Source organism: Methanoregula sp., from assembly GCF_023227875.1.
GTDB lineage: Archaea > Halobacteriota > Methanomicrobia > Methanomicrobiales > Methanospirillaceae > Methanoregula.
The window spans coordinates 1-16888 of sequence record NZ_JALOCH010000014.1 but is presented as its reverse complement, the minus strand read 5'-3'; the positions used below and the strand labels follow the sequence as shown (position 1 = coordinate 16888).

Annotated in this window: 21 protein-coding genes; 5 read left to right on the top strand and 16 right to left on the bottom strand. The window is 56.5% G+C overall.

The window, feature by feature from the left end; all coding sequences use genetic code 11:
* Positions 1-16: 16 nt before the first annotated feature.
* The 10 genes from arsB to M0R30_RS12520 are packed head-to-tail and all read right to left on the bottom strand — an operon-like array spanning position 17 to position 5992.
* A complete protein-coding gene (gene arsB, locus M0R30_RS12565; protein WP_292547422.1) occupies positions 17-1096 on the bottom strand; it encodes an ACR3 family arsenite efflux transporter in 1080 nt (359 codons plus the stop codon).
* Positions 1097-1121: 25 nt separating this feature from the next.
* The gene (locus tag M0R30_RS12560) at positions 1122-2081 is read right to left on the bottom strand and encodes a permease (RefSeq protein WP_292547420.1); all 960 of its coding nucleotides are present in this window, start codon (positions 2079-2081) and stop codon (positions 1122-1124) included.
* A 4-nt stretch (positions 2082-2085) separates the two neighbouring features.
* A complete protein-coding gene (locus tag M0R30_RS12555; protein ID WP_292547418.1) occupies positions 2086-2775 on the bottom strand; it encodes a DUF166 family protein in 690 nt (229 codons plus the stop codon).
* Positions 2772-3119 carry a putative zinc-binding protein gene (locus tag M0R30_RS12550; protein WP_292547416.1) on the bottom strand — a complete coding sequence of 116 codons (348 nt, stop codon included), beginning with the start codon at positions 3117-3119 and terminating at the stop codon, positions 2772-2774. The genes M0R30_RS12555 and M0R30_RS12550 overlap by 4 nt, the downstream gene beginning before the upstream one ends.
* 15 nt (positions 3120-3134) lie before the next feature.
* Positions 3135-3593 (bottom strand): putative zinc-binding protein, encoded by a 459-nt coding sequence (locus tag M0R30_RS12545; protein WP_292547414.1) that lies wholly within the window; start codon positions 3591-3593, stop codon positions 3135-3137.
* A 4-nt stretch (positions 3594-3597) separates the two neighbouring features.
* Complete coding sequence (locus tag M0R30_RS12540; protein WP_292547412.1) at positions 3598-3834, bottom strand: thioredoxin family protein; 237 nt, start codon at positions 3832-3834, stop codon at positions 3598-3600.
* A gap of 21 nt (positions 3835-3855) precedes the next feature.
* The gene (locus M0R30_RS12535; protein ID WP_292547410.1) at positions 3856-4134 is read right to left on the bottom strand and encodes a hypothetical protein; all 279 of its coding nucleotides are present in this window, start codon (positions 4132-4134) and stop codon (positions 3856-3858) included.
* A 2-nt stretch (positions 4135-4136) separates the two neighbouring features.
* Entirely contained in the window at positions 4137-5210 is a 1074-nt protein-coding gene (locus tag M0R30_RS12530) for a permease (protein ID WP_292547408.1), read from the bottom strand.
* A 9-nt stretch (positions 5211-5219) separates the two neighbouring features.
* Positions 5220-5603 carry a cupin domain-containing protein gene (locus tag M0R30_RS12525; RefSeq protein ID WP_292547406.1) on the bottom strand — a complete coding sequence of 128 codons (384 nt, stop codon included), beginning with the start codon at positions 5601-5603 and terminating at the stop codon, positions 5220-5222.
* 11 nt (positions 5604-5614) lie between these two features.
* Positions 5615-5992: a putative zinc-binding protein gene (locus tag M0R30_RS12520; protein ID WP_292547404.1), complete on the bottom strand. Its 378-nt coding sequence runs from the start codon at positions 5990-5992 to the stop codon at positions 5615-5617.
* A gap of 83 nt (positions 5993-6075) precedes the next feature.
* Between M0R30_RS12520 and M0R30_RS12515 the strand changes: the two genes are divergently transcribed.
* The gene (locus M0R30_RS12515; protein WP_292547403.1) at positions 6076-6465 is read left to right on the top strand and encodes a metalloregulator ArsR/SmtB family transcription factor; all 390 of its coding nucleotides are present in this window, start codon (positions 6076-6078) and stop codon (positions 6463-6465) included.
* 137 nt (positions 6466-6602) lie between these two features.
* Here the strand turns inward: M0R30_RS12515 and M0R30_RS12510 are convergent, their stop codons facing one another.
* A complete protein-coding gene (locus tag M0R30_RS12510) occupies positions 6603-7448 on the bottom strand; it encodes a methyltransferase domain-containing protein (protein ID WP_292547401.1) in 846 nt (281 codons plus the stop codon).
* Between the two features lie 286 nt (positions 7449-7734).
* Here M0R30_RS12510 and M0R30_RS12505 point away from each other — a divergent pair, with 286 nt between their 5' ends.
* The 4 genes from M0R30_RS12505 (at position 7735) to M0R30_RS12490 (ending at position 12541) form a co-directional block, all read left to right on the top strand.
* Positions 7735-8937, top strand: a complete 1203-nt coding sequence (locus M0R30_RS12505) for a KamA family radical SAM protein (protein ID WP_292547399.1) — start codon at positions 7735-7737, stop codon at positions 8935-8937.
* Positions 8938-9105: 168 nt separating this feature from the next.
* Positions 9106-10146, top strand: a complete 1041-nt coding sequence (locus M0R30_RS12500; protein ID WP_292547397.1) for a mechanosensitive ion channel domain-containing protein — start codon at positions 9106-9108, stop codon at positions 10144-10146.
* Positions 10147-10252: 106 nt separating this feature from the next.
* Entirely contained in the window at positions 10253-11089 is an 837-nt protein-coding gene (locus M0R30_RS12495) for an NAD(P)H-dependent oxidoreductase (protein WP_292547395.1), read from the top strand.
* A gap of 36 nt (positions 11090-11125) precedes the next feature.
* The gene (locus tag M0R30_RS12490; protein ID WP_292547393.1) at positions 11126-12541 is read left to right on the top strand and encodes a sodium-dependent transporter; all 1416 of its coding nucleotides are present in this window, start codon (positions 11126-11128) and stop codon (positions 12539-12541) included.
* Positions 12542-12576: 35 nt separating this feature from the next.
* Here the strand turns inward: M0R30_RS12490 and M0R30_RS12485 are convergent, their stop codons facing one another.
* From M0R30_RS12485 to M0R30_RS14800, 5 genes are all read right to left on the bottom strand, one after another.
* Entirely contained in the window at positions 12577-13233 is a 657-nt protein-coding gene (locus M0R30_RS12485; RefSeq protein WP_292547392.1) for an FmdE family protein, read from the bottom strand.
* A 385-nt stretch (positions 13234-13618) separates the two neighbouring features.
* Positions 13619-13972: a hypothetical protein gene (locus tag M0R30_RS12480; protein WP_292547390.1), complete on the bottom strand. Its 354-nt coding sequence runs from the start codon at positions 13970-13972 to the stop codon at positions 13619-13621.
* Positions 13973-14031: 59 nt separating this feature from the next.
* Positions 14032-14535: a hypothetical protein gene (locus M0R30_RS12475; protein ID WP_292547388.1), complete on the bottom strand. Its 504-nt coding sequence runs from the start codon at positions 14533-14535 to the stop codon at positions 14032-14034.
* A 314-nt stretch (positions 14536-14849) separates the two neighbouring features.
* Complete coding sequence (locus tag M0R30_RS12470) at positions 14850-15488, bottom strand: hypothetical protein (RefSeq protein ID WP_292547387.1); 639 nt, start codon at positions 15486-15488, stop codon at positions 14850-14852.
* A 1260-nt stretch (positions 15489-16748) separates the two neighbouring features.
* Positions 16749-16888: PGF-CTERM sorting domain-containing protein (locus M0R30_RS14800; RefSeq protein ID WP_366513137.1), on the bottom strand; the 140-nt coding region annotated here is incomplete at its 5' end.

Genomic DNA, 16888 nt, shown 5'->3' with positions numbered 1-16888 from the left:
CACCGATCATCCTTTTTTAGCGCACAGGCGGGCTGCATGCTGCAGTGCCCGTTCCGCTGTACCATCTCTCTTTCAGCCAGAGAGAAACATTGACAAGACCAATCAGCACCGGCACCTCGACGAGCGGGCCGATGACCGTGGCAAATGCCACCGGGGAGGCAATGCCGAAGACGGCGATGGCAACAGCAATGGCAAGCTCGAAGTTATTGGAGGCCGCAGTAAACGAGAGCGAGGCCGACTTCCCGTAATCGATGCCAAGCCGCCAGGACATCCAGAAACTGGCAAAGAACATGATGATGAAGTACACGAGCAGCGGGATCGCGACCCTCACAACATCGAACGGGACGTTGACAATATACTCGCCCTTGAGCGAGAACATCACGATGATCGTGAAGAGCAGAGCAATGAGCGTGATCGGGGATATCTTCGTGATGAAGACCTGCTCGTACCACTCCTTTGACTTCACGCGGAGCAGGGTATACCGCGTGACCATGCCGGCAATGAACGGGATGCCGAGGTAGATAAAGACGCTCCCGGCGATCTGGAGGATGGTAATCGATACCGCGGAACCGGCCCCTATGCCGAGCAGCGGGGGCAGGTACGTGATGAAGAACCAGGCATAGACCGAGTAAAAGAAGACCTGAAATAGGGAATTCAGGCCCACGATGGTTGCGCAGTACTCGCAGTCGCCGCCCGCAAGGTCGTTCCAGACGATCACCATCGCGATGCACCGGGCGATCCCCACGAGGATGAGGCCGTACATGAAGAGCGGCTGGTCGCGGAGGAAGACAACGGCAAGGACGAACATCAGGACCGGGCCGACAATCCAGTTCTGGACAACGGAGAGGCCAAGGACTTTCGTATCCCGGAAGACATTCCTCAGCTCCTCGTACTTCACCTTCGCGAGCGGCGGGTACATCATCAGGATCAGGCCGATGGCGATGGGGATGGAGGTTGTCCCTACTGAGAGGCCGGTGATCACGGCCGGTACCGATGGCGCGAAATAGCCGATACCGATACCGACCGCCATGGCGAGGAAGATCCAGAGGGTCAGGTACCGGTCAAGAAAGGAGAGTTGTTTTACCTGCGTTTCCATACTTCATCACATCGTTATTTCCTGTTTACCCCAGTATCGCATTAAACAGGTAGCCCGTGAGCGTGAATGAAACAAACAGGATGACTGCAAAGATTGCGAGCAGCTTGATCTTGATCACTTTCCGCAGGATGACCATCTCCGGCAGCGAGAGCCCGATAACCGCCATCATGAAGGCGAGTGCTGTCCCGATCGCCATTCCCTTTGCCGTGAGGACTTCCATGATCGGGATCATCCCCGCTGCGTTCGAATAGAGCGGGATGCCGAGCAGCACTGCAACCGGGACGGCGAGCGGGTTGTCCGGGCCGGCAATCGTGACAAGGAAATCCGATGGGGCATACCCGTGGATTACGGCACCGATGGCGATACCGATGATGATGTAAGGCAGCACTTTCAGGGTAATGGCTTTCGACTCGCTGATCCCGAAATCGACCCGCTCCTTCCACGTCATCGTCTTGTCCGGCTGGTCGTGCATCCTGCACTTCCAGACAAAGTCCTCTACCTGACCCTCCATGTGGAGGCGCCCGATGATGATGCCCGCGACAATTGCGATGACGAGCCCGGACACAATGTAGATGAGTGCGATCTGCCAGCCGAACATAGCAAGGAGCATGGCGGCCGCGACCTCGTTGATGAGGGGCGATGCGATCAGGAACGAGAACGTGATGCCAAGCGGCACGCCGCTCTCGACAAAACCAATGAAGAGCGGGACTGCCGAGCAGGAGCAGAACGGCGTGGGGATGCCGAGGAGGGCGGCGAGCACGTTGCCGGCGCCCTCGGTGCGGCCTGCTACCCACTTCTTCACTTTCTGCGGCGTGATGAACGTCCGTACGATACCCACGGCAAAGACGATCACCGCGAGCAGCAGCGTGACCTTGATCGTGTCGTAGACAAAGAAGTTCACGGACGATGCAAGGGGGTTGCCCTGCACGAGCCCGAAGATTGTGTAGGTTACCCAGTCGGCAAATAATTGTAAATAGTCCTGCATGGTGTTATCCTCTTGTCATTTTCTGGTCGATGATCTTCTCCATCCCGTCGGCAAACTGCTTCACGCGTTCACCGACAGCGGGTGCCCTGGCGCTGATTGCATGGACCAGTTCCCGGATATGAATAAGACCGGACACTTCCTTGTCGCAGGTCTTCCCGAGCCGGGGTGCCCGGCAGAAGTGGCAGATCCGCAGACCATAGTGCTGGAGCTGTTCGGGACTGACTTGTGTCCCGGGCAGTTCCGCACTTGCTGCCACGGTCGAACCGCACGGGGATCCCCGGATCACCCTGATGTTTTCAACAGTCCCGTCGTCTCGGACAGTTACATCAAACAAAGGTTTCCCGAACACCTTTGCAAACTCATTGATCTCCGGCACCCAGGTATTGTCTTCGATCGAGCACATGGTCGGGGGTGCGATGATATTCTCGTTTATCTCCTTTGCCTGCCTGATGAAACCGGGGCCGAAACTGACCCCGAGGATCACCGGTTTCTGCTTCTCAATGATCGCGAGGGCAACATCCGGGTGGCGGACATAGGAGATATAAAGATCGCATTCCGGGAGCGAAAGCTCGATGTCATCAGCGATCGGGCTCTGAATAAAGGGAGCCACGATCCATTCCACCGGGAACTTCTCCTTTATGACCTCAAAGGCCCGGTCGCCAAATTTCCCATCGCTGACAACACCGATCTTCATTTCGGGTTCCCGTGATCCATGACAGCCCTGACCACTTTCTCGATCTCTTCATACTTCACATCCGCCATCCCGTTTTTCTCGATCCCGAGCTCAGTGGCGATGATGTGGACATCCGGCACAAGGCCGGCCGCGGTGAGTTTCTTCGTGGCACAGTGGTCCGTGCACCCGTCGATCACGATGAGCCGCTCTGCCCCTCCCGCATCCGTCTTTAGGGATTCTGCGGACTGTTTGCAGTTCATGCAGAGGAACATGCCAGGCTTTCGCTGCATTAAGAGCATTCCTGCCTGCGTGGTGAGTTTCCCGGTATTCGAGATGCCCGAACAGGTGACAATTGCGTACGTCATGGTGACATCGTCTCTTCAGCAGGTGTTACCACACCCGCAGCCGCACCCGCCGTCTTTTCCGCCGGCCTTCTTCGGTTCCGGGCAGGTCTTCCGGCCCGCACCCTTCCAGCACGCGTCCACGATCGTCTCGACATCGTCATTCGTGTAGGATTTGGAAGGACCCTTGGTGATGCCAAGCTCGGTCATGATGAGGTGCTGGCCCACCGGGACACCCTGTGCCTCAGCGATCTTCTGTGCGCAGAGCATCGGGCAGCCATCGAGGATGACCACCTCATCGACCTTCTTCGCATTCGCAACAAGTGATTCGGCACTGATTGCAAGCAGCGCTACGCAGGCGATACTGCCATAGCCCTCTTCTGTCAGCTGGAGCGCTGCAAGGTTCGTAAGCTGCCCGGTGTTAGCCTGCCCGGCACAGGGAAAGATGATCCGTTTCTGCTCGTTTGCTCCGCAGGAGCAGGTGGGTTGTTCTGCCATTTTTTCACTCCGTAAGCAGGGATTTGATCTCGTTCACGTCAGGCACCCGGCCTTCCGCAACAATCTCGCCATTGATGAAGAGCGCAGGAGTCATCATCACACCGCTCTCAACGATCGCATCCAGGTCTTCCACTTTCACCACTTTTGCAGGGAGTCCGAGATCCTTGACTGCCTGTTCGACGTTGGCAAAGAGCCGTTTGCACTTTGCACAGCCGGTTCCGAGTACTTCAATCTTTGTCATGATAATCACCAGACTCTGGTTTCAGATTTTTTTGTGCCTGTCTTTCAAGACACTGTTCCGGTATTCTTCGAGTACCGCCACGGCATAGCCCTCTTCAGCACCATTTGGCACGTAATTGTAGATTTTGATCTTCTTCATCAGTGCTTCGCGTATGCCGGCATCGCTTGCGGGGCTCTGTTCCTTTACCGCGGCAATGCTCTCATCCAGCATCGTGATACCGGTCATAATCCCGTTGACCGGGATCTGGCGGATGCGGCGGAGGGCATCAGCGGCACAGCAGGGAATGTTGTCGTTCTTCATGGTCACCACCCAAGATTTCCGAAGACGAACCCGGCAAGGGTCGAGAAGACGATGACAAGGCCGGCATACACGAGCGTCTTCTTCCCGCCGATGATCCGGTAAATGACGAGCAGGCTCGGGAGGCTGATGCTTGGCCCGGTCAGGAGCAGCGCAAGGGCCGGGCCCTTTGCCATGGACCCGGTGAGGTAGCCGAGCGTTGTCCCGATAACCGGCACTTCAAGCAGGGTGGGCATGTAGAGGATCGCCCCCACGATTGCCGCAAGGAAGTTTGCGGTAAGCGAGTTGTCGCCAATGAACGGCCTGAAAGTCTCGGGCGGGAGGAAGAACGCCAGTACTCCGAGGAGGAATGTCCCGATGATGAGGATCGGGAAGATCTTCTTTGTTAAGTCCCAGATCTCGTACCCCCAGTCAGTCACCTCGTCCCGGGTAAAGTAGAAGATTAAGAGGAAAGCCACCGCCATCGAGAGGAAGTACACGATCAGGAGCCGGTAGAATACATCGAGCGCCGATGTCCCGACAAGGAGGATCGCAACCAGGAAGACAAAGAACGCGGGAACGACCCAGCATGGCCGGGTATCCTCCTTTGTCATTACGGCCCGGCGGGCAGCTGCATGGGTCTTTGTCGTATCTTCGTCATGGGCCGGGAAGAGACTCATCATGATGAGCCCAATCAGGATGGAAAGTATGATTGCCGCCACGGCCCGGGCAAGGCCGAGATCGAGCCCGAGCACCTGTGCCGTGTACACGATGGCAAGGATGTTGATGGCCGGTCCCGCGTACAGGAACGTGATCGCGGGCCCGAGACCGCTGCCTTTCTTTAAGATACCGGCAAACATCGGCAGGATCGTGCAGCTGCAGACCGCAAGCACGATTCCCGAGACGGAAGCGATCCCGTAGGAGGTGGTCTTCTTCGTCTCCGGGCTGAAGTATTTCAGGATCGCGTCTTTCCTGATGAACGATGCAATTGCGCCGGCGATGAAGAACGCCGGGATGAGGCAGGTGACCACGTGCTGCGAGAGATATGCAAAGAGGGTCTCCCAGCCGAGCAGGAGCGAGCCGATTACAGGATCTGTCATTGAAGTACCTCACACTAACGGGGGTGAAAATGTGGCCAGCAGGAGCATCCCCTTCGCTCCTGCATCGATGCGGTGCACCCGGTCCGCGGGCATGATGCCCAGGATTCCCGGCGCGTACTGCAGTTCTTTTCCTTCGAGCCGGCTGGTCCCGCTCCCTGAAATCACGTCATGGATCTCGACCTGCCCGGGGTGCATGTGATCGCCGATGGAGCACCCGGGATCGATCCTGACATGGTGGAGGCTCATGCGCCCGCCGGTCTCGCTGCCGGTGACCAAGTGCCGCAGGGAGACACCGGGAAACTTCGGGTGCGGGTTCCAGGTCAGGGTATCCACGACCCGTGCCGGGTCCTGGCCGTCAACGCGGGAATGTCCTGCGGGAGTGGTGCCGCACATCGTTATGCTCCCTATCCCCTCTTTACTGCATCGACAACCGTCTGCACGTCACGTTCCGCAAAGACCGGTCCCGGGGTCTTGGCAATACCGAGGTCCGTGACCAGGACATACCGGTCGATCGCAAGTCCCTTATCCGTCAGGATCTTCTTTGCGCAGGCAACCGGGCAGCCGTCGATGACAACCCGTTCGTCCGCTGCCATTCCCATGCCCGTGAATTTCTCAATACCGCCGCCCACACCTGCAAGGCACGAGCCCCCGCCATAGCCTTCCACAGTCAGCTGGCACGCGGCCGCGTTTGTCAGCTGCCCGACATTCGATCCAAGCCCCGAGCAGGCATAGATGATCCGGTTCTTTCCTTCTGCCCCGCAGGATGGTTGTTGTGCGTTCATGATCGTCCAATTCATTTCAAATTTTGTTGAATTAATGTGAACAGGGCAAGGTTATATGTCTTATCATTTCAGATTAATTTGAAATGAAGCGCGTGAGCTGTGCCTGCTGTGAGCCTGAAGGTAAAAACGAGGCCGGGGGAAAGGATCTGGATATCCCTGAGCAGATCCAGAAGGAACTCGACGCCATCGGGGGATTCGAGGCCCTTGCCGGGCGCGTTCCCGATGCCGCCCATCTTGAAGAGAAGAGCCGGATCTACCACGCGCTCTCCGACCCGCTGCGGCTCACCATCCTCTACCTCATCCGCGACCAGCCGCTCTGCGTCTGCGTCATCAACCGCTTCACGCGCCTCTCCGGATCGAAACTCTCCTACCACCTGAATATCTTAAAAGAGATCGGACTTATCGAAGGGGAATACCACGGCAACTGGATCATCTACTCGCTGACGGATACCGGACGGGAATTTCTCCGGTAACCGGACTGTTTTTACTCAGGCACCGCAGTTGCGATCTTCCGGATCACCGGGGCGACTGTCTCGTTCAGCCAGTAGATTGTACGGTTCGGACGGGTGCACTGTGAAGCGCTCCGGTGGTTGCGGACGTTGAAGGGGGGTCAGCCCCGCTTCGTACCCGTCACCATGTAGAAGGTCAGCGAGCTGAAGAACTGGCCGGCTTCATCGGCCAGCACCTGCGCATCTGACCATGTCTCTGTTTCGCGGGAACTGACAATGCCGGCCCCGACCGCAAGAGAGACCGTGGTCTCAAGGTCGAAGATTTTCCGGGCGAGCGGCAGGTTGGTGATCACCAGGTTCATGGGTTCTGCCGATACCTCCGAGAGCCCGGCTGTCCGGAATGCGCCATACAGGGACCGGCCGGCCCAGCCGGATGGTATACGGTCGCACCAGAAGTTCAGGATCCGGCGGGTAACCTCTCGTTCACCCGGCCAGAGGGCGAAGGTCTCCCAGTCCGGTTCAAAGACCACGATCTTGCCGGTGGGCCGGGTCACCCGCGCCATCTCCCGGACAACCGTAGCAGGATCTGTCGTATGCTGGAGTACACGGTCTGCCCGGGCGGCATCGAACATATCATCGGAAAACGCCAGATACGATGCATCACACAGCACGTAATGGGGAGACGGGATGCCGGTACAGTCCCGCGTCCGCGCCGAGGCAAGCATGGTGCTGCTCACATCAATGCCGGTTACCCTGCCTTCCGGCCCGGTCATGCCTGCAAGGATTATCGCATCAACACCGTTCCCGCAACCGATCTCAAGCACCGACGCACCGGGCCGGATCCCGAGTTTCCGGTAGCTCTGGCGTTTGCATTCCTGGAAAAACGGCATAGAGTGGATTAGATCGAGATATGTGACAAAGGAGCAGGCATCTCCTGTGCCGTCAACAGCGGCAAACCCGGAAGCGAACGAGTCCATGGTATTCACGAATGATTTTTTTTCTATCATATGTTGCTGCTGTCGCTATTTCAAAATTTATCTGCAGGGACGGATTCACGCGGATTGAACCGGGTTAACGGAAGGCAGGGAAGGGAGAATAGTATACCCCCGTTTCATTTCGGTCAGGAAAATTGGTAACAACAAAAAGGGTTTATAGCGTGAGCCCAATATGGAGGATACTGAGTGGTGCATCCAGTTACGTTCAGTTTCTGTTCATAAAACCCGGAAATTTCCGCACTGCTCGATCCTTGCTCCCTTAAGAGCAGAGCACAACCCCCAATAACGAGGTACAAAAATGAAACCCAAGTACGTTACATCAATTTCCGAGCTTGACAACCTTGTCGGGCTCGACTCTAAAGAGAGGGAGGAGATGGAGACGGTGACGGACATCTTCCCGTTCCGCTCCAATGATTATTATCTCTCTCTCATCGACTGGAAAGACAGGCACGACCCGATACGGCGGATTGTCATTCCCGACACCCGGGAACTCAAAACCGGGGGATCCGCCGATCCTTCGTGCGAGAAAGATTATACCAAAAAACCCGGCCTACAACACAAATATGACCAGACCGGCCTTTTACTCCTCACCGATGTCTGCGGCGGCATCTGCCGTTTCTGTTTCCGCAAACGCCTGTTCATGTCATGCGAACGCGAGACGATCCGGGACGTCTCGGAGAGTATCGGATATATCCGCGAGCACACGGAAATCACAAACGTCCTCGTGACCGGGGGGGACCCGCTGATGCTCGAAACCCGGCAGCTCGAGTCCGTCCTCCGCGAGCTCCGGGAGATCCCGCATGTCAATATCATCCGTATTGGCAGCAAGATGCTGGCGTACAACCCCTGGCGGATCCTGAACGATCCGGAACTCCTGTCCGTTCTCTCGCGGTACAGCACACCGGAAAAACGTATCTACCTGATGGCACATTTCAACCATCCCCGCGAGCTGACCGGGGTATCGATACAGGCAGCAGAAGCACTCCGGAAAGCCGGTGTTGTCGTTGTCAACCAGACACCCATCTTAAACGGCATCAACAACAACCCGGATACCTTAACCTCGCTCTTCCGCAAGGTCTCCTTTGCCGGCATCTCGCCCTACTATGTCTTCCAGTGCCGGCCGACCACCGGCAACCACCTCTTCCAGGTGCCGGTCGAGCAGTCCTACGATATGCTCCAGAAATCCTGGCAGGCCTGCTCGGGGCTCGCAAAACGGGCACGGTTCGTCATGTCCCATGCAACGGGTAAGATTGAGGTGGTCGGCAAGACCGCCGGACACGTCTTTATGCGGTACCACCAGGCCGCAGACAACAGCAATATCGGGAAGTTCATGATCTTCCGGACAAACCCGCTGGCCCGGTGGTTCGATGATTACTCCCATCTGCAGACGGATATTGAACCGGAGAAGGTGTGGTTGTTTAAAAAAGAGAGATCGACAAAAATGAATATCTGCAGTCTTGGTAAAACGAGCATGGCCGATCCCTGTTTCGAGCAATCCTGATGGGGTGACTGGTATTCTGTAATGCCTGCCGGTCCGGGGGTAATCCCGGACAACACCAATATATGTGGATCACGCGAGAGAATAATTGACTTAAACCGCAGTGCAGATGGAGGACATGATATGCAGGGAAAGATCACCAGGCTACCCGCAGGCACGGAAGGTGCCTGAATGTATGAGAACTATTTCTACGCTGCCATCACGGTTGTCGTTGGACTGATTGTTGCCGGCATTGCGTATGGCATTATCCGGTGGCTGAAGAAGCGGGCGGAGAAGACCGCGTCCTCACTGGATGACATTATCCTCATGGCTGTCGGAACCCCCCTCGTGATCTGGATCATTCTCCTGTCGGTCTATATCGCACTGACACAGTACCATCTTGTTCCCCTGACACTTGGCGAGTTCAGCACCGGCCAGATCATCAATGCCGTATTCATCGTCCTTGCGGCATGGGCTATCTCGGTCTTTCTGACCAATCTTATCCGGACATACGGGACCGTGATCGGCGAAAAGACTGACGTTGACCTTGACCGGGTCATCCCGATCATCCTGATGACGGTACGGTACCTGATCTGGTTCGTGGCATTCGTTCTCCTCCTCAAGAATTTCGAGATTGATATCACTGCCCTGCTTGCGGCTGCAGGTATCGCGGGTATTGCCATTGCCCTTGCGGCACAGGATATCATCGGCAATTTCTTTGGCGGGATCATCATTGCCATCGACAAGCCGTTCAGGATAGGCGACCGCGTCAAGGTGGATACATTCTTCGGGGACATCATGGCTCTTGGCCCCCGCAGCACCCGTATCAGGACACTGGATAACCAGGTTATAACAATCCCCAACTCCACCATCACCTCGAGCGTGGTCATCAACTTTTCCACACCCGATCCAACCCTGAAAGTCCGGATCCCGTTCTCCGTTGCCTATAGTTCCGACCTCAACAAAGTGATGGAGGTCCTTCTTGCCATTGCCCGTGAGGCCGCGGTGAAGACACCATGGGTCATGACGGATCCCGCACCTTCGGTTTATTTCCTGGAGTTCGGGGAATCGGGTATCAGCGGGCAGCTCCTTCTCTGGACAAACAATTATGATTATTCATGGGATGTCCAGGACTGGATGATCAAGCAGATCTCCCGCAGGTTCAAAGAAGAGAAGATCGAGATCCCGTTCCCACAGGTCGATGTCTGGATGAGGAAGCCGGAAGCAGGCTGATACCCAGGGAAACGGGAACTCCTCATTGCGTTGCCGTCAGGGTCGGATTATTATGGAGGTTCAAAGAACATTCAGAACAGGATAAAAACCCGGAAGGAGTGAGGAGATGACAGATACGACACACGGTAGGAAAACCGGAACGGATACCGGCCTGCAGGCGGCATGGCGATGCGCCGTCTGTGGCTTTGTCTTCACGGGGGAAACGCCCCCCAAGAGTTGTCCGGTCTGCCACAGCCCGTCACAGGAATTTGTGGCGGAACAGGAGCGTGCCAGGCTCACGTACGATGGCGAAGAACCCTTCGATGTCCTGCTGATCAACGGCAGCACTCACCGGGCAGGCAATACCGGTTACATGGCAGACCTTGCCGAGGAGGTGCTCCGTGAACGCGGCGTGAGTTACCGCCGGTTCAACCTGACGGAGCATCACATCGATTACTGCTGGTGCTGTTACGCTGTCCGGGCAGGGTCGTGTACCTACCCCTGCCGGAACACGACTGATGACATGCCGGCGTTCCACCAGATGCTTGCCGCGTCGAAAGCGGTCATTGTTGCATCCCCGATCAACTGGAACGCCATGTCAGCCCGGCTCAAGACCTTTCTCGACCGGACAACCTGCATGGAGAACCTCTACCACCTCAAAAAGCCCGGGCTGACCGAGGGCAAGGTTGCCGGGGTCCTTGTCAATGGCCACGAGGACGGTGCCATCAAGACGGCGATGGACATCTGGCTCAATTTTGAGCAGATGGGGTACGTGCTTGCCCCGTTCGGCATCGGCTTTCGGACGCACGGTTCACAGTTCAACAGCAGCACGGACCGGGAATTCTTCCGGAGCGACGAACTTGTCCTTCACCAGGTAAAAGGCGTGGTGAACAATGTCATCGAGATGGTGCAGCTCGGTATCGAGGAGAAACTGAAAGGGAAACTGGTACCGGTCACGGAATGACTGTATCACCAACAACCCGGACACGGGGGAGTAACCATGGAACGCTGGTCGTCACACGCGGTCTTCATCCTCGCGGCCATCGGTGCTGCAGTGGGGATCGGCAATATCTGGAGGTTCCCCGCCATGCTCGGCCAGAACGGCGGGGGTGCATTCCTCATCCCGTACCTTATCGCGGTCTTCATCTTTGCCGTGCCCCTGATGGTCCTGGAGATCACGATGGGCCGCCATTTCCGTGGGACCATGGTGCACGCGTTCCGGTCGGTGCGACAGCATTTCCGCATCCTCGGGTGGCTGATCTGCGCCATCATATTCCTGATTCTTAGTTATTATCTTGTCATCACCGGATGGACCCTTGCGTATACACTCTTTTCCGCAACCGGTTCCACAACGAGCTTTGCCGGGTTTACCGGATCGTACCTGCCGGTTCTCTTCACGATTGTTGCCGTCGTCCTGACCGGATTGGTTGTTGCAGCAGGGGTCAGAGCGGGGATCGAACGGATCTCGATCCTGATGGTCCCGGTCATCGTTATCGCACTTATAATCATGGTGCTCTACTGCACGACACTATCGGGGTTCCATGACGGGATCCGGTTCATGTTCACCCCGGACTTCTCGGTCCTTACCCATGCGGACATCTGGGTTGCAGCGTTCGGGCAGGCATTCTTCTCGCTCTCGGTCGGGGAAGGGATCCTCCTCACGTATGGCACGTACATGGCAAAAGAACAGGACATTGCCCGTTCGACACTCATCATCAGCATCGCCGATGTCTCGGTTGCACTCCTCGCCGGCCTGGTCATCTTTCCTGTGGTATTCTCGTTCGGGCTCTCGCCAACCGCAGGGACGGAACTCGCGTTTACCACCCTTCCCCTCGCATTCTCGCTCCTGCCCGCGGGGCAGCTTATTGCCGTTGCCTTCTTCATCGTGCTCTTCTTTGCCGCCTTTACTTCGGCCGTCGCGATGCTCGAGGTCTGCATTACTTCCGTGCAGGAGGCGGCCGGGTGGAGCCGGAAACGGACCACCGTTCTCATGACCGGCATCCTGCTTGTCGTAAGCCTGGTCCCGGCACTCAGTTTCAGCGCCGCACACCTGTCCATTGGGGGAATTCCCGTACTCGACTTTATGGATGAGACCCTCGGGACACTCGGCCTCCACCTTGCCGCAGCCATCCTTGCCATTGCCTTCACCTGGTTCCTGCCCCGCAGCATTTTTGAATCGGAGAATGGCAGGGTGACAGCCCTGAACCGGCTGGTCTTCTTCCTCTGCAAATACATGATCCCCGCAGTACTCATCATCACGATCGGGGTGCACCTTATCTCAGGGTCCGTGATGCCCGATGCCACGTATATTGCCGGGGCACATTACCTGAACGCGGGGCTCCAGACGGGAGGGGTCGCGACATTCCTGATCGCGATCCTTGTGATGGTGATCCTGATCGATGCGATAAAAAAATGACGCATGTCTGCCTCGCAACTATCTTGAAAAAAAAATTATTTTCTCTGACTCGGATGCGTGCCCTCAGCGCACGGGATGCAGACGCATTTCCCGTCAACCTTCCGGGTCTTTGCATCGGCAACCGACTCGCCGCAGCATTCGCAGGTGACTGAGGCAAAGATCCGGGCCTTCTTCGGGGCTTCCATCGTGATTGATTCAATCTTCATGATCTTCTCAGCGGGTGCGTGCAGGAGATCTACTGTTGCCTTGTGCATCAGCTCGTGGAACAGTTCCTCTTCCATTTCGGTCGCATTTCCCGAGAAGACCTTCTTCCGCAGACCTGCAATGTCCCCGGTCTCGGTTGCTTCGTTCCGGTGGAACGTGATGCGGACTGCCTTCCCGTCTTTCCGGTTAAAGAACGTGAACGCGTGCTTGCCATAATCGTGAACGATAAGGTTGCCCTTGCCGGCTGTTGTCCCGGCAATGACCTGAATCGCGTCGACACCACAGGCATCGGTCTCGCAGATGGCTACGAGGTCCTCGTCCTCCGGGCGCGAGACACCAAGCGCCTCCATGGCGGCAGTTGCCGCACGGTACCCGGATGCAAGGCCCGGGCAGGAGTGGCCGTGGAAACGGACGCAATCGTCGAACGTTACAGCATGGGGGACATCGTGATGGTGGTGGTGCCCATGATCATGGTTATGGTCGTGCATGGTTCTCTCTCCTATGTGATTATACGGGCGCCAGGGATGACGCACTGATCAGAAGGGTTGCGATCATTTCAACTACAATTGATTTTTCATACGATTATACATTTTATTAAAAATGAGTGCTATTAAAGTATGATCATCTGCTCTTTGGTATGTAATATTTAAAAAAATGTAAAAATAGTGTGATGAAAAGTTCAATCATTTATCATCTCTCATATTCCTGTAATGGTACCCCGGAGGCCGCGATCTCCAAGAATATGGGAGATTTCTCTGTAAACGTGAGAATCCTGATCTTCCCGAAAACAGCAGGGGAATGTTGAGGGTCATAAGACCTTCTTTGTCTGCTCGTTCTTGTCGAATGCATCCAGCACGGCGTCCGTGTCCGCCTTCATGGCGTACCGGATGAGCCGGGGCAGGAATCGAAGAACGCTTTCGCGTTCTTCTCCACCTTCGGATCCTTACGAACCCTCAGGAATACAAACAGCGGCAGGAACATGACACTTGCGCCGATGAACGCAAGCGAGAGTTCCGTCCATCCGGCAAACCATATTCCTGCAGGGACCGCGATGATCCCCGCAAGGAGGCATGCCATGAAGACCTCCCCGAGGCCGAACCATGTCCGGTATCCGGCAGGGTCGGCCTGCATATCTTCGTCTGTCAGCTTTCCGGGATCGAACATGCCGATCGCGGGGAGCACGCCCCAGCAGAAGGTGCGGAGCGGATTGGTGAGGGGTGGTGACATTACCATTCTCCTCCGAGAAAATGGCAAGGGGGGATGACCCCCTGCTATCATCTGCGGGATCAGGCGAGTGCCGTTACCCCGTCTGACCAGGTCTCGATGACGGTGCGGATGGCGTCATCCTCATACGAGGAGATGGTCACCTGCTTGCGGGAGAGGTTCACGAAGTACAGTTCCCCGTTGGGATCGTGGCACTTCAGGGTTACCGAGAACGTGTCATTCTCTTCATCGTGGACCGGTGTGCCACCGTGCGCCGTGTTGTTGGCGGTGTTGGCAACCACCGCGGCGATCCCGGCGGTGAAGCCGGCCATCGTGTTGTAACTCTCGGAACCATTCCCGATGGTCTTCGCATCTTCGTCCTGGTACACGAATTTTGCCGTGTACGTCTCCCTGGACTTTTCTACGGGCGGGTGGTTGACGCCCGAGCTCATATACGATACACACCCGAACGGGTTGCTTGTGATTATCGTCTGGACGAGGGTGTTGAACGCACTGACGTCCGCGATCGGGTTCGCGAGCTTGCGGACCGCACTCTTGATGTTGGTTTTCTGGACATAGTCTGCCATTTTTTTAATTCCTCCATACTTGCTGTTCTGACTGGTCCATCAGAAAGGTGAGGGGACACTTTCGTGTTTCCTCACCTCCGCGAGGTTTTTTTAATCCCGCGGGCCAGGAAGAGGAGAAGAATTCGAAGAATTCTTCGACCTGATCGAGGTTCGTCTGAACGTCTTTTTCTGCTTTCGTCCTCGGGCGCCCTTGGACAGTTCGAAGAATGGCTCCACCATCCTTTTCATGCCCCCGGGGTCCTGCAGGACCCCTTGGACATACAGCATTGAGCAGGGGGATATAACGGGTTCCACGCGGAACACCAATCTGCGCCTTATCCGAGCCCGGTTGCGTGAACCGGAAGAGGAGCGGTACGCGATTTCTGTACCGCGTTCCCTGCACAACCGGTTTTGCAATCCGCCATTTCTTCACGTTTCTTCTGCCACCCGTTCTGCATGGTCCCGACATTCCAGATACCGCCACGGAAGACCCGGTACCGGAGGAGCCCGGCAACCCGCGAGAAGAGCCAGAACTGGATGTTGTCGGCATCCGAGTTCCAGTACGGCTGGAGTGCCAGCACTTCACGCGAGTGGTAGGCCCGTACCCCGGCGGCATTCATCACCGGTTCCCGGGGGCGGATCACGAGGATCGAGAGCACCTCCCGGCCCTTGTGGGCGATCAGGTTGAACGGGACATCAGCTTCAGCGACTATTCCGACAATGTATCCCCATTCTTTGAGGATGCGGGCCGCTTCTCTCACGCCGTAGGTTACGTTCCTCCCGGTCGGCTTCCCGGTCTTTGCCGGTTTCGTCCGGTCCACATAGGACTTTCCGCCCCCATGGCTCTTCTTTGCCTTCACGGTACAGCGACGTTCTTTCGTTACTCTCCGGGTTGTCCGGCCGGCACACCCGGCACCGGTCGGAACCTGGCCCGGTTCTTCGTTCTCTTTATCGTCTGCATAATTTCCAGTCATGTTAATTCCTCTCTTTGTTTGTTCCCCGGTATGTTTTCCCGAGAAATCGCCAGAGCCGTTGCTCGTCAGGCAGTATATCTGAGTGGTGCAGGCCGGGATATGCCCCATACGGGCCGGTGTACCGGATATATTGATGGTTATTCAGCCAATAGTCCGGCCGGAGTACATACCAGCGTCCTGCAGAAACTGCATGGATCTCCCGTCTTCAGAACGGAAACAACCGGCACACCCGCACGCGAACCACCCCTATCCTCATACTACCGATCGCTCGGCAGGGGTGACGTGCGGGTGCACGGGCAGTCCATTCCCGGACGGGGTCAACGGCGCAGGCCGGTGTCCGCCAGGAAAACAGTTCCGGTCGGGGGAGAAAAGAATCGCTCCCCGAAACCGGAGATACTCTCCCACAATGCTTGAACAGGTATGCCGGGTACGTCTGCGGGATCTGGTCCACAAGCCCTTATTCCTGCGCCGGAGGTTGTCGAAACATTTGCAGGTGTCACATCCAAACCAGGACCTTCGCAGGCAGTTCTTCCGGCATTCCATGTCTTCTGTGCAGCGTGCGCCACACACACGAGAATCACCTGCATGAGCAGTAACCTTGCTATGCATTCCGCTTCCCGCGGCGAGTGAGTGAGCCGCCGGAGGTTCGTCATAACGAGGTGATGTAATTCGCGTGGCATTGTGATTATATTTTGTTAACTAATATTTGTATATATATTAGTTGGTGGATGCGAGAATTTTGGGAGTTATATGTGCCCGCGTGTGTAAGTCGGGACTCTTATTAGGGCTGGATTGGGGGGAATCGGCAGGTTAGGGGAATGAACCACGCAGGGGGAGTGTATTCCCCACCCCCTCCTACCATCCATCAACATCCACCCCCATTTTCCACCCCCCTCACGTCGGGCACCACACACCACAACACCAAAACCGGAGGGGGGTAGTCACCCCTCCCTCAACAGGAGGCACCCCCCACCACCCCACTTTAAAATCCGGAGGGGGGGTCCCCCTACCCACCCCTCCATGGCCCGTAGGGGTACCCACCCCCCCTTGCCTGCATGACCAATCGTGATAGTTCCACTTGAATTTCCGACGGAACAGGGATTTTCCGGCCCTTCAGGGAAAATGGGCAGAGTGGGATACCCACCCCTCCCCTCAGTGGTGGGGGGGTCCTTGGTGCCGGGTCCGGCCCGGCAAAAGGGGAGGGGTGGGTACCCCCCTCCGGGAGTGCACCCGTTTGAGGAGGAAAAAGGAAATTTTCGTTCAGTGCCTGCGTACAACGACGAAAGCTACTGCACCGAGGCCAATCAGTGCAATGAGTGCACCGAAACCGGGTGAGGGCTTGGTCGTTGCAACAGGTGCTGTGGTAACAACTGCGGGAGCAGTGGTTGTAACCCCTGCGG